Here is a 14,418-nt window from a genome sequence, read left to right as displayed (position 1 = left end):
AGTATCTTAAATCACAATGATATATAAACCAAGAAAACAAAAAGTAGTTACATTAGTAGTATTACTCTTATTTTCATTAAACATAATAAGTCAAAACGACTCCATTGTTTTTTCTAAACTAAAGAACGATAAAGAATGGGATTTAGTTTTTGAAGATGTCTGTACAAAAGACTGGACTAAAAAATGGACTTTAGATGGTTTAGTAGCAACAGTTAAAAATTCCAAACAAGGAATGCATTTTACATCAGGACCAGAATATAAAAACGATGCACATCATGGGGTTTTATGGACTAAAAAATCATTTACTGGAGACATTAAAATAGAATATGATTATACTAGAACAGACCACGCCACTAAATGTGTAAACATTCTTTACATTCAGGCCACTGGTGATGAAGCAGGTGGTTATGAGAAGGACATTTCTAAATGGAGTGCGCTTCGTGAAATACCAGCAATGAAAACATATTACGAAAAAATGAATGCCTTTCATATCAGTTATTCAGCATTTGGTAATCAGGAAAACTCCTTTCATTACGTGCGAGCAAGACGTTACCCCAAGCCAGAAGACAAACCGTTTAAAGTGACACAAATAGAACCTTCTTACGATAAACAAGGCTATTTCAAATCTGGTCAAACGTATCATATTACATCTATAAAAACTAAAACTCATCTTTTTTTTAAAATGGAAAGTAAAGATGGTGTAGAGCTTTTTAAATGGGATATTTCTAAAATTAAACCAATAAACGAAGGAAGAATAGGGTTACGTCAAATGTTTACTCGTTTTTCTATTTATAAAAATTTTAAAATTTACTCAAAATGAAAATTATAAAACGTCTAACTTTTCTATTCTTAATGATATTAAGCTTCATAGCTTGTGCTCAAAATACGTCTAAAGTAGATTATTTTGCAAGTAATGCATTAGGAAACCCTGTAACAGGAAATGCAGGCGAGTATTATAAAGGTGTAACCTATGTTTCTTACCAAGGAGCCTTAGAAGATCCTTATGTTGCAGCTTATGATCACAAAACCAAAACATGGGTTGGTCCTTTTAAAGCAGGTACCAGTTTAATGGGTAAAGACAAAAGTAGGAAAATAGATAACCACGGAAAGCCTACTTTGGTAATTGATAAAGAAGGCTATATTCATATCGTATTTGGTGGTCATGGTGGCACACCAGATATAGGAAAAAACCCACTTGGTAATTATCATTATGGTAAACAGATGCATGTGGTTTCAAAAAAACCGTTAGATATTTCCAGTTGGGAAGTTTTAGATAATATTTCACCTTTTGGTACATACAGTCAGTTTATAAAAATGGACAATGGCGATTTATATTTGTTTTACAGACATGGTGCGCATAGAAGCGATTACGTGTTTCAAAAATCTGTAGACAATGGTAAAACATTTTCTGCACCTATTTCTATTTTAAAGTCTAAGAAAATAAAAGGGACTGCAGAAAACCCTGTTATCTATGATTCTTGGTATCCTCACTTTTCTAAAGGTAAAAATTATGATATTATAGTAGCTTATAATTATCACGTCTGTAAAGGTCCAAAACATGATGGAGAACGTCAGAATGTGTATTATATGAGTTTTGATACCAATAAAAACGAATGGTATAATGTAAAAAACCAAAAATTAACATTACCCATTACAAAAGAAGTAGCAGATCTTTCTACACTAGTATATAATACTGGAGATTTATGGACGCATAATGGTCATGCAACTATAGATAAAAATAGAATTCCGCATGTTACATCTTATGAGGGAAAATATGATGGAACAGTTCACGGAGGTCCAAAGAGCCTAAAACATTACTATTGGTCTGGTAAAAAATGGATTAAATCCAAATCTAAAGGTTTGCCAATTGGTGCAAAAGGAGATATTATTGTAAACTCATCTAAAGAAATATTACTTTTAGTACGTTATAAAGAAGATGATTTTGGTATGTTGGCTTGGTGGAAAAGCAATAATGGAGGTAAAAGCTTTTATAAAAAAGAAGTGTTACTCAAAGAAAGTAAAGCAAATTACAGTTTGTCAAATTTTATAACAAATGCAAACCCTGAGGCTCAAATACTAGTTGCAGAAAAAAATAATGAAGCAAAAGCAAAAGTATATATTTTTGGAGAGAATGGCGCTGTAAAAAGATAGCATCAAAAAAAATAGCTTTCAAAGAAAAAGTATCTATAATAAGATTTTAGAAAATATGAAATACTTTAAAAATAGGATTATAAAATTGAAGCTTGTTGTGCTGTTTTTTATGCTATCTGTAGGTGCTCAAATTAACAGTCAAGAAGTAGAGCGTCCTTTTATTTTAGTAAAAAATTCTGATAGAACTGAAATTTTAAACAAAATAAAAACAAAAACTTGGGCGAAAGAGATTTATGAAAATTTAAAAACAAGAACAGATTTACAAGTTGTTAAATTCAATCAAAACCCAAAAGACTACATTAAAAATTTGCCTTTTAATTGGTCTGAAGGACAAAAAAATAATTTTCCACCATTTTACAAAACTGACCATGTAGAAAATGGTAAACATAGAAACTTAGATAACGCTACAGACAAAGAGTGGGAACCAGCAGAAAAATTAATTACCTATTTGCAAATAGCTTTAGATTGTGGTTATCTATACTACATTACCCAAGACGAAAAATACGCGTATATGGCCAGTAGTATCTTGTATTCATTTGTAAAATCTGTACAGAAATCCAAGTTATCTAATTGGCATGGTAGAGGTGGCTGGCTGTTTCCTTATGATGGTTTTAGAGAAGTACGTGTAATTGGCTACAGAGTTCCATTAATTTACGATTTTATTGCAACCTACCTTAAAAAAGAAGGCAATGCTTTTGATATCATTCAAAATAAAAAAGTAGTTTTTCCTGTTGATGAACTTCAAAAGGTGTGCAAAACCTATGCAGATATTACCATTAATTACGGACAAACAGGTTCTAACCATCCAGTACTAGAAGCACCAAGTTTAGTCTATAATGCTTTGGCAATGGACGATGAAAAGGAACGTGAAAAATTACTTTCTTACTTTTTATCAGAAAGCACAAAAAATCAAGATGCGTTGCCAGTAATGGCAAAAAATTATCAAAATCAAGGTGATATTTGGCCAGAAACATCTCAATATTTAAATCATTCAACAGAAATTTTAGGTAAATTATTATTGGTAATTAATAGATATAATCCGTCTTTAAAATTAGGAGCTCAATATCCAAATATATTATTTGCTTTACCAAGATTAGATGATTTGGTATATCCAAACAACGAGATTATACGTTGGGGTGATGGACATAGAAGACAACATGGTTCCTATCAGGCGTATGAAAATGCTTATGTTTTAGCTAAGATGGACAACCTAACTTTTTTACAAAATAAATTTGCGCCACTTTTGATAAAAGCTATGGAAAGTGGAAAATATTCAAGAAAAAGTATTGAAGCTTTATTTTGGTATGATGATGATATTTATGGGAATTCAAAAAAAATAGAGTTACCAAGAACAGATAGAGTATATCATGCAGGAATTGTTTTGCAAAGAAATATAAGTACAACAAATAATCCAAAAGATGGATTAATGGGTTTTGTTGGTGGCGCGCACATGGTACATGGTCATGCAGAAGGCATGAATATAGAATTGTATGGAGAAGGGCAAGTTTTAGGTGTAGATCATGGTAGAAAAAAATATGGTAAAGACTTACATGAAAATTATTCAAGAATTTTTGCAGCCCACAATACTGTAATTGTTAACGGAAGTTCGCAAGGAGAAGGAGGTTGGGTAAATTTAGGAATCAATTCTGTAAAGGTCATCTCAATGGAACCAAAAGTAAGAGAAGCTGGAGTTTCTCCTAATCATTCTTTTAGTCAAACAAGTTTTTTAGATGATAAAGGAGATAAAGCAGAAGCAACCCAAGAAAGAACTTTAGGTTTGATAAGAACATCGCCTACAACAGGATATTATGTAGATGTTTTTCGTTCAAAATCAAAATTACCAAATGAATATCATGATTATTTATATCATAATATAGGAGATAAGTTGGTGTTTGAAAATAAGGATTTAAAACTAAAAAAGACTCCAAATAGATATATGAAAAATGCAAATTCTGAATGGATTCATAACAAAAAATATAGAAACCCTGGGTGGCATTTTTTTAAGAAAGTAAAATCATCAAACACATACAATAAAGATGTAAAAGCTACATTTAATATCAAAAAATTAAAAGGAAATGACGTTTTCATGAAATTATATATTCCTGGATTTAAAAATAGAACTTATACCAAAGTAAAAGCACCTATAACGTTTGAATCCCCAGAACCTTATGATAAAAAACCTACACCAACTTTAGTAATTAGAAATAAGGGCGAAGCTTGGCAAAACCCTTTTGTAGTCGTTTTTGAACCTTATAATAGTTCAGAAAAACCAACCATACAATCGGTTTCTAAAATTGAACAAGATGGAATTTATAAAGGATTGATTATAAAAAGTAAAACACCAAATGAAGAGTTGATTCAATATGTAATTACACAATCTAAAAATCAAGTTTTTCAAAATGATGCTATTTATTTTAAAGGTTCTTATGCAGTAATTACTTTACATAAAGATAAAACGTTACAAAGTGTTTATGTTGGCGAAGGGCAAGAACTGACTTACAAAAAGAAAAATTTTGAAATTGATAAAAAACAAAATACCTTGTTTGTTGATTTTACTAAAAAATAGTAGTAAACACCTATGAAGATCACTGTAAAACTCCTTGTTGTAAGTTGTCTTTTTTTATTGAGTTGTCAATCAATATCAATTTCAAAAAGTGAAATAATTACAACAGATAATTTACCTTCTGCAAGACACGAGTGTGGTTTTGTAGAAGCAAATGGCTTGTTTTACTTAATTGGAGGAAGAAAAATAAAACCTGTAGATATTTTTAAAGCCAAAACAAATACATGGTCCCAAGGTGCAAAACCTCCAATTGAAATTCATCACTTTCAGGCTGTAACTTATGATGATGATATTTATATTATTGGTGCAATGACAGGAAAATATCCACATGAAAAACCTTTGGATAAAATCTTAATCTATCAAACAAAACATAATAAATGGATTTGGGGAGATACCATTCCAGAAAACAGAAGAAGAGGTTCTGCAGGTGTTGTGGTAAAAGGAGATCTTGCTTATGTAGTTTGTGGTATAACAGATGGTCATTGGAGTGGGCATGTTTCTTGGATAGATACGTACAATTTTAAAACGGGTGAATGGAAAATCTTAAAAGATGCACCAAGACCAAGAGACCATTTTCATGCTGTTATACATCAGAATAAAATTTATTGTGCCAGTGGTAGAAATTCATCAGCAAAAACAAAACAAACATTTAATTTAACCATTTCAGAAGTTGATGTTTTTGATATTGAGAAAAATATATGGATTACTTTACCAAAAGAAGCTAACTTACCCACAAAAAGAGCGGGAGCATCAAGCATTATTAAAAATGGACAATTATTTGTTATTGGAGGAGAAAGTGCTGCTCAAAAAATGGCTCATAATCAAATTGAAATATTAGATTTATCAACAAATACTTGGCAATCTTTAATTCAGTTAAAAAGAGGTAGACATGGCACACAGTCTATACTTTACAAAAATAAAATATATATTGCTGCCGGAAGTGGAAACAGAGGAGGGAAACCCGAATTGTCTTCATTAGAAATCATAGATTAAATTTAATTTTATGCAAATCAACTTGAAAAAATTTATTAAATCAATTCTTGTTACTCTTTTACTAATAACAGCTTTTACTTCATGTACTGAAAAGAAAGAAAAGGAAGTAACTTTACTTTTTGTCGGAAGCTTTACAGATAAAAAACCAGGAGAAGGAATTCATGTGTATGAGTTTGATACAGAAACAGGAAAAGCAGAGTTAACCTACACATTAGATAGTATTACCAATACCTCATTTCAAAGATTATCGCCCAATGGAAAATATTTGTATTCGGTAGTAGATAGCCAAATGAAACATAATGGAAAAGTAGCGGCTTTTAAAGTTGACGTTGCTAATAAAAAAATACATCTAATAAACATGCAAGATTGTGGAGGATTAAATCCTGCACATTTGGCAATTGATAATGCTGGAAGTTATTTAGTAAACTCTAATTATTCTGATGGTACTTTAAGTCTTTTCAAAATAAAAAAAGATGGTGGTTTAACAAAAACAACTCAAGTACTACAATTTAAAGATAGTAGCGTTATTAAAAGTAGGCAAAGCGCATCTCACATGCATTCTGCTAATTTTTCTCCTGATGATAAATATGTTTTTGGGCACGATTTAGGGGCAGATAAAATCAGAGGTTTTCAACTTGTAAATAATCAAGGAAAAGTTTCTCTAGAAAATCCCAAAGAAATTAATGTAAAACCAGGTAGTGGACCAAGACATTTTACATTTCATCCTAATGGAAAATTTGGATATTTAGTAAACGAATTAAGTGGTAAAATTGACGCTTATAACTATACTAATGGTAGTTTAGAATTTATTGCAGATTACGCTACTTATCAACAAAAACAAGACATTTACAGAACAGCAGATATTCATCTTTCTCCAGATGGTCAATTTTTGTATGCTTCAAATCGTGGCCCAGAAGAAGATACTATTGTTGTTTTTTCGGTTGATAAAAACACAGGGAAACTAAGTTTAGTAGAACATGTTAATACTGGAGGAGAACACCCAAGAAATTTTGGTATAGATCCTTCAGGTAAATTTCTTTTGGTTGCAAATATGTACACAAATAGTATTGTAGTTTTTAAAAGAGGTTTAAAAACGGGAAAATTAACAAAAATACCTGAAGAAATTAAAGTAAATAACCCTTCGAGTATTCAAATGAAAAAGTATAAAAATTAAAGTGAATCTCTTACAATGAAATTAAAAGGTACTTTTACTTTACCTTTAGTTTTGTTAAGAATCATTTCAGCAGCAGTTTCCCCCATAGATTTAAAATCTGTAGACATTACTGTAATTCCTAATAATTCTTTTAAAGGGGTATCATTATAAGATATTATACCAATATCTTTACCAAGTTCAAATTCCTCTTCTCGAACTTGTTTTACCAAATTTACCAAATCAGATTCTTCTATGGTAACAAAAAGATCTCCTTTCTTTAAAATTATATCATCATAAATTTTATCTAGAATTTCAAAATCTAATTTATGCTCAACACAAAATTTTCTAAACCCATGAAGAATTCTTCTTGGGTAAGGATAAACCGCCTCTTCAGGGTATGTTAAAATTAACTTTTTATATTTTTTAATTATTTCAACTCCTTCATTTAAACCATTGTAGATGTCGTTTTCAAAATCTTGATAGATCTGTGTCAGGTTACTGCCTAAATCCTCTTTAATATTATCTAGTATGATTAATTTTTCACTAGGAATTTTATTTAATGCCTTTAAAACTTTTTCAGGCAAACTAATATGTTTTAAATTTTCAGTTTTAAAGTGTGGCATAATTACATAATAATCGTACGCTGCTTTATTTTTTTCTAATAAGTTTAGAAAAAGAGTTTCATCACAATGATAAATATCTAAATCTGTGTAAGAATTTGCTCCAATTTTGTTAATAAAGTGATTGTAAGTTCTAAGTTTGTAAGAACTTAATTTATTGATTAAGAATAAGATGTTTACCTTGGATATTAACTTGGTTCTTGAAATGTAAAAACCTTTTCCTCTTATCGAGGTAATAATTTTACGTTCTTTTAAAATACTATATGCTTTTTCTACAGTATCTCTAGATAAGTAAAACTCTTCACTAAACATATTTATTGATGGAATCTTTTGATCCATTGTAAGATTACCCTGTGAAATATTATGAATGATAGAGTCTATAATTTGTTGGTACTTAGGTACCCTAGAGTTTTCATCAATGGTTATGAGTTTCATCATTTTCATCTACGTTTTTTTTAAACAATTTATAAAAAAAGTTTAGGCTCAAATTTAATAAAAGCCTTACTAATAATACAGTAAATATCAGATTCTTTTAAAAAAAAAGAGGTTTCATTAAATATACAAAAAACATATTGTTTTCTTTTTTTTTTTGTAAAAAAGACAACAATTCATTTCGAATATCAAATTTTTTTTCTGATTTTTTGTACTTTACGGTATAGTACAGGATACAAAAGTTGAGATTCAAGTATATTTTTGGTCTATAACTCATCACTAACAGAATAATGAAACAAATGACAAAAACTTTTAAGTACGTTGACTATTTATGGGACGAAGAAAAAGCACAATCTCTTGGCGATAATCAAGTGGAATTGTTTTTATATAGATCTAATATATTAGGCGCAGACTTAAGAATTACCAACTACGGTGGCGGAAATACAAGTTGTAAAACCATAGAAAAAGACCCATTAACTAATGAAGAAGTTGAGGTAATGTGGGTAAAAGGTTCTGGTGGAGATATTGGAACTTTAAAACGTTCTGGTATTGCAGGCTTGTACACAGGGAGACTTCGTGATTTAAAAAATGTTTACCAAGGATTACATGATGAAGATAGAATGGTTGGTTTATTTAATCATTGTATTTATGATTTAGATAGTAAAGCACCTTCTATTGATACGCCTTTACATGGTTTATTACCATTTGCACATATAGATCACTTACATCCAGATGCTTTAATTGCTGTTGCTGCAGCAAAAGATAGCGAAAAAGTTACCAAAGAAATTTGGGGAGACACAATGGGGTGGGTACCTTGGCAAAAACCAGGTTTCGACTTAGGGTTACAATTAGAAAAATGTTTAGCTGATAATCCAGGAATTAGAGGTATCGTTTTAGGAAGCCATGGTTTATTTACTTGGGGAGATACTTCTTATGAGTGTTATATGAATAGTTTAGAAGTTATTGAAATGGCTTCTGAATACATAGAACAAAAATTAAAAGAACAAGGCGAAGTTTTTGGTGGTCAAAAAGTAGAAAGTTTACCTAAAGAAGAGCGTTTAGAAAAAGCAGCTCAAATTATGCCCTTATTAAGAGGTTTATGTTCTTCAGAAAATAGAATGATTGGTCATTTTTCTGATACTGAAGTTGTAATGCAATACATCAACAGTAATGATCTAGAAAGGTTAGCACCTATGGGAACTTCTTGTCCAGATCACTTCTTAAGAACTAAAATTCAACCATTAGTATTAAAGTTAGACAAAAACGATGACTTATCTGATGCTGATGCAGTATTAGCTAAATTAGAACCAGCGTTTGAAGCATATCGTCAAGAATATGCAGATTACTACAATACTTGTAAAAAAGATAATAGTCCAGCAATACGTGATGCAAACCCAGTAATTATTATTTATCCTGGAGTAGGTATGTTTAGTTTTGCTAAAAATAAGCAAACTACACGTGTAGCAAGTGAGTTTTATATCAATGCAATTAACGTAATGCGTGGTGCAGAAGCTATAACAGAATATACTTCTTTACCTAGACAAGAAGCTTTTGATATTGAATACTGGTTATTAGAAGAGGCTAAATTACAACGTATGCCAAAAGAAAAACCATTATCTAGAAAAGTAGCTTTGGTTACTGGTGCAGGTGGTGGAATTGGTAAAGCTATTGCAGATAAATTAGCTGCAGAAGGAGCAAATGTTGTGTTAACAGATATTAATGAAGATGCTTTAGTAGAAGCAAATGCAACTTATGCTAGAGATGTTTCTTCTTATGCAGTTTGTGATGTAACCAATACAGAATCTATTGCAAGTGCTTACAAAAAAGCAATTATTGAATTTGGAGGTGTAGACATGATTGTTCACAGTGCAGGTTTAGCCATTTCAAAACCTTTAACAGATACTACAGATAAAGACTGGAATATATTACAAAGTATTTTAGTAAAAGGTCAGTTTGACTTAGCAAAACAATTTGCATTAATCGTTCGTAAACAAGGTTTAGGAGGAGATTACATTGCAATTGCAAGTAAAAACGGATTGGTTGCTGGTCCTAATAATGTAGCTTATGGTACTGCAAAAGCAGCACAACAACACATGGTACGTTTGTTAGCTGCAGAATTAGCTAAAGATAAAGTAAGAGTAAATACAGTAAATCCTGATGGAGTTATTGTAGGAAGTAAAATTTGGGAAGGTGCTTGGGCAGAAGGTAGAGCAAAAGCAAACGGTATCACCGTTGAAGAACTACCTGCTTTCTATGCAAAAAGAAACTTACTCAATGAAATAATAACACCAGATGACATTGCAAACGGAGTCTTCTCGCTAGTAGGGATATTAGATAAATCAACAGGAAATATTATTAATGTTGATGGGGGTATGGCTAATGCATTTGTCAGATAACAATAAAGTAATTTAATTTGAATTAAGATTAAGGCTTCTATAATTTCATTACGATTTATAGGAGTCTTACTTAATTAAGAACTTAATATAAGTATGAAAATTCAACAATCAGCAATCTCCGATTACAACAAAAAAGTTGTAACAGAACACAAAGAAAACTTCGATTTTTTATCAACGAAATTAACAAAACAAGGAAAAGATGTAGATAGCATTACAGCTAAACTAGCAGAATTTCAAGTAGCTATACCAAGTTGGGCTTTAGGTGCAGGAGGTACTCGTTTTGGACGTTTTGGTTTCTATGGTGAACCTTCTAATTTAGAAGAAAAAATAGATGATGTAGGAATCTTACATAGTTTAACTCAAACAGCAGGAGCAGTATCTTTACATATTCCTTGGGATATTCCTTCTGATTATGCAGCAATTAAAGAAAAAGCAGATGCTTTAAACATTAAATTTGATGCAGTTAACTCTAATACTTTTCAAGATCAGGCAGGTGCCAAAGAGAGTTATAAATACGGTTCTTTAAGTAACGTAAGTAAAGCGGTTAGAGAGCAAGCAATACAACATAATTTAGATGTAATTAAAATTGGTGATAAATTAGGTTCTAAAGCGTTAACAGTTTGGTTAGCTGATGGATCTTGTTTTCCAGGTCAAAATAACTTCCAAACTGCATTTCAAAACACTCAAGATAGTTTAATAGATATTTATAAAGGTTTACCAGAAGATTGGAAATTATTAGTAGAATACAAACCTTACGAACCAAATTTTTACAGTACAGTTATTCAAGATTGGGGAGCTTCTCTCATGTTAGCTAACGGTTGTGGAGACAAAGCCTATACTTTAGTAGATTTAGGTCACCATTTACCAAATTCTAATATAGAACAAATTGTATCTATTTTACAATTAAAAGGTAAACTAGGAGGTTTCCATTTTAACGATAGCAAATATGGTGATGACGATGTAACAGTTGGTAGTATTAAACCTTATGCATTATTCTTAATTTTTAATGAATTGGTATATGGTATGCAAAACAATCCACAGAATCCTGATTTAGCGTGGATGATTGATGCAAGTCACAATGTAAAAGATCCTTTAGAAGATTTAATTCAATCTTTAGAAGCAATTCAAGAAGCGTATGCAAAAGCTTTATTGATAGATCAAGACGCTTTGAGAACTGCTCAGTTAGAAAATGATGTTGTAAAATGCCAAGAAATTTTACAAGGAGCTTACAGAACAGATGTTAGACCATTGTTAGAAAAGGCTAGAGTAAATGCTGGTGGAGTAATTAATCCAATTGGCGCTTATAGAGCTTTAGGTGTTAGAGAGCAATTAATTAAAGAAAGAGGAAGAAATACTGTAGCAACAGGTCTTTAAAAAAAACCTCATGAAACAAAAAGTAACCGCAGTTTTTGATATAGGAAAAACAAATAAAAAGTTTTTCCTATTCGATAGAAAATTTAAAGAGGTTCATAAAGAGTACGCTTCTTTTGATGAAATAGAAGATGAAGACGGTCATCCAACAGAAGATATTCACGCACTACAAAACTGGTTGAAAAAAGTTTTTCATAAGATATTAAAATCAGATGAGTTTAGTGTAAAAGCAATAAATTTTTCAACCTATGGAGCAAGTTTTGTTCATTTGGATGAAAATGGAGAAATCTTAACACCACTATATAATTATACAAAAGAAATTGATGAAGATATTATAGAACAATTTTATAGTGATTATGGTAACGACTCAGAATTGATTAGAACTAGTGGTTCATCAAAATCTCCAGGTTTATTAAATTCAGGCTTACAATTGTACTGGTTAAAATATAAAAAACCAGAAGTTTTTAAGAAAATAAAGTATTCATTGCATTTGCCTCAGTATTTAAGCTATGTTTTTTCTGGAGTTGCTCTAAGTGAATTTACAAGTATAGGTTGCCATACAATTCTTTGGAATTATGAAACCAAAGATTACCAAGATTGGGTATATAAAGAAGAGATATACAAAATTTTACCACCAATAGTCTCTACAGAGACTAGTTTAAATATGAATTATAATGGTAAAAGAGTAAAAATAGGAGTCGGAATTCATGACAGCTCCTCAGCACTTCTGCCTTATGTAAGAAGTGTAAAGAAACCATTTGTATTGGTTTCTACAGGAACATGGAGTATCGCTTTAAACCCATTTGTAGATACACCTCTAACAAATCAAGATGTAGAAGCTGATTGTATTAATTATATGAGGATTAATGGAAAACCTGTAAAATCCTCTAGACTATTTTTAGGGAACGAATACAAAATTCAGGTAACCAAATTAGCCGAAAAATTTAATGTAGATAAAGATTACCACAAAACAGTTGAATTTAATTATGATACGTACTTTGAAATCTTACAAGATTTTAAGCATTCGTTTAAATGGGAATCTTTTGAGCATATAAATATGCCGGAAAAAACAAAATATTTATACAATAATTTTGAGCAAGCCTATCACCATTTAATGATTGAGCTAGTAAAATTACAAGTAGAAAGCATAAAAAGAATTTCTGATACACAAAAAATTGACAGGCTATACGTAGATGGTGGATTTACAGATAATGATATTTATATCAAATTATTATCTCATTATTTAAGAGGTATGAAATTAAGAACAACGAAAGCATCTTTAGGTTCTGCCTTAGGAGCTGCAATTGCAATTTCAGACACTAAATTAAATTCAAAGTTTTTGAAAAAGAATTATGCACTAAAAAAGCATGTGCCCTTTATAGTCAATGGATAATTTTTAAGAAGACATCAAACAAAATAAAATAAACAAACAAATTAAAATGTCAAAAAATATAAAATTAATTCACCCAAGAGATCAAATTACAGAAGTAATAGGTAGAATTTATAAAAGAGGAATGACAACTACTTCTGGTGGTAATATCTCAATTATTGATGATAATGGAGATATTTGGGTTACACCATCTGCCATAGATAAAGGTTCTTTAAGAGCTTCAGATATTATCTGTGTTAAAAAAGACGGAACTGTAATTGGTAAACATAAGCCTTCATCTGAGTTTCCTTTTCATAAAGCAATTTATGAGGCAAGACCAGATATTAAATCTGTAATTCATGCACATCCACCAGCATTAGTATCTTTTAGTATTGTTCGTCAAATACCAAACACCAATATTATTTCACAAGCCAAACATATTTGTGGGCCAATAGGCTATGCAGAATATAAAATACCAGGGAGTGAAGATTTAGGAGAAGTTATAGCAGACGAATTTAAAAAAGGATTTAAAGCTATTATTATGGAAAATCATGGAACCGTTTTAGGGGGTAGTGATTTAACAGATGCTTATGAGCGTTTTGAAGCTTTAGAATTTTGTGCAAAAACTATTTTACATGGTTCCCAAATTGGAGAGCCAAAGTATTTAACTGATGACCAAATCAATCAGTTTGAATCTCAGGCTAGAGGAGTCTTACCAGAAATGGAAAGCATGGTTTATCCTCCAGATGAAACTGAAAAAAGATTAGAAATTTGTAACATTGTAAAACGTTCTTGCGAACAAGGTTTAATGATTAGTTCTTATGGAACAGTTTCTATGCGTTGGAATGAAAATGACTTCTTAATCACACCAACCAATAAAAATCGATGGGATATTCAGTTAGATGATATTGTACAGATAAAAGATGGTCACAGAGAAGCAGGTAAAACACCAAGTAGAGCAGCTTGGATTCATCAAGAAATCTACAATAGAAACCCTGATGTGAATTCTATTATAATGACACAATCTCCATATTTAATGGCTTTTGGTGTTACTGGTGAATATCTAGATGTAAGAACCATACCAGAAAGTTGGATCTTTTTACAAGATATTAACTTTGTAAAATATGGCAATCATTTTAGAAAGAATAATAACACTGAAATTGTAGATAAATGCCCAACAGCTTTAATTATAGAAAATGATTCGGTAATTATTACAGGTGATAAATTGTTACAAACTTTTGATTATTTAGAAGTTGCAGAATTTAGTGCAAAATCAATAGTTTTAGGACATTCATTAGGAGAAATGGTACCTATTAACGATGAACAAGTAGAAGACTTAAGAAAGAAATTCTTAGCTTAAAATAAAAATA

General features: G+C 30.8%; 10 protein-coding genes. 9 read left to right on the top strand and 1 reads right to left on the bottom strand.

What is annotated here, in order from left to right:
- Positions 1–16: 16 nt before the first annotated feature.
- Genes FP421_RS14035 through FP421_RS14015 form a run of 5 tightly spaced genes read left to right on the top strand, consistent with a single transcriptional unit; the run spans position 17 to position 6,881 of the window.
- Entirely contained in the window at positions 17–820 is an 804-nt protein-coding gene (locus FP421_RS14035; RefSeq protein ID WP_159951658.1) for a DUF1961 family protein, read from the top strand.
- The gene (locus tag FP421_RS14030) at positions 817–2,151 is read left to right on the top strand and encodes a BNR-4 repeat-containing protein (protein ID WP_236548127.1); all 1,335 of its coding nucleotides are present in this window, start codon (positions 817–819) and stop codon (positions 2,149–2,151) included. The genes FP421_RS14035 and FP421_RS14030 overlap by 4 nt, the downstream gene beginning before the upstream one ends.
- Positions 2,152–2,206: 55 nt before the next feature.
- On the top strand, positions 2,207–4,717 hold the full coding sequence (locus FP421_RS14025; RefSeq protein ID WP_159951656.1) for a heparinase II/III domain-containing protein: 2,511 nt from the start codon (positions 2,207–2,209) through the stop codon (positions 4,715–4,717).
- A 12-nt stretch (positions 4,718–4,729) separates the two neighbouring features.
- Positions 4,730–5,707: a Kelch repeat-containing protein gene (locus FP421_RS14020; protein WP_159951654.1), complete on the top strand. Its 978-nt coding sequence runs from the start codon at positions 4,730–4,732 to the stop codon at positions 5,705–5,707.
- A gap of 10 nt (positions 5,708–5,717) precedes the next feature.
- Entirely contained in the window at positions 5,718–6,881 is a 1,164-nt protein-coding gene (locus tag FP421_RS14015; protein ID WP_159951652.1) for a lactonase family protein, read from the top strand.
- On the opposite strand, the gene FP421_RS14010 is transcribed toward FP421_RS14015, so the two are convergent.
- Positions 6,878–7,918: a GntR family transcriptional regulator gene (locus FP421_RS14010; protein ID WP_159951650.1), complete on the bottom strand. Its 1,041-nt coding sequence runs from the start codon at positions 7,916–7,918 to the stop codon at positions 6,878–6,880. The two genes, FP421_RS14015 and FP421_RS14010, sit on opposite strands and share 4 nt — an antisense overlap.
- A gap of 293 nt (positions 7,919–8,211) precedes the next feature.
- Here FP421_RS14010 and FP421_RS14005 point away from each other — a divergent pair, with 293 nt between their 5' ends.
- The 4 genes from FP421_RS14005 (at position 8,212) to FP421_RS13990 (ending at position 14,408) form a co-directional block, all read left to right on the top strand.
- Positions 8,212–10,308: a bifunctional aldolase/short-chain dehydrogenase gene (locus tag FP421_RS14005; RefSeq protein ID WP_159951648.1), complete on the top strand. Its 2,097-nt coding sequence runs from the start codon at positions 8,212–8,214 to the stop codon at positions 10,306–10,308.
- 93 nt (positions 10,309–10,401) lie between these two features.
- Positions 10,402–11,682 carry a sugar isomerase gene (locus FP421_RS14000; protein ID WP_159951646.1) on the top strand — a complete coding sequence of 427 codons (1,281 nt, stop codon included), beginning with the start codon at positions 10,402–10,404 and terminating at the stop codon, positions 11,680–11,682.
- 10 nt (positions 11,683–11,692) lie between these two features.
- Positions 11,693–13,072 carry an FGGY-family carbohydrate kinase gene (locus FP421_RS13995; protein ID WP_159951644.1) on the top strand — a complete coding sequence of 460 codons (1,380 nt, stop codon included), beginning with the start codon at positions 11,693–11,695 and terminating at the stop codon, positions 13,070–13,072.
- Between the two features lie 46 nt (positions 13,073–13,118).
- Positions 13,119–14,408 carry a class II aldolase/adducin family protein gene (locus FP421_RS13990; RefSeq protein ID WP_159951642.1) on the top strand — a complete coding sequence of 430 codons (1,290 nt, stop codon included), beginning with the start codon at positions 13,119–13,121 and terminating at the stop codon, positions 14,406–14,408.
- Positions 14,409–14,418: the final 10 nt, after the last annotated feature.

The sequence above is a fragment of the Polaribacter septentrionalilitoris genome (genome assembly GCF_009832745.1).
Lineage (GTDB): Bacteria > Bacteroidota > Bacteroidia > Flavobacteriales > Flavobacteriaceae > Polaribacter > Polaribacter septentrionalilitoris.
This window is presented reverse-complemented; position numbering and strand designations above follow the sequence as displayed.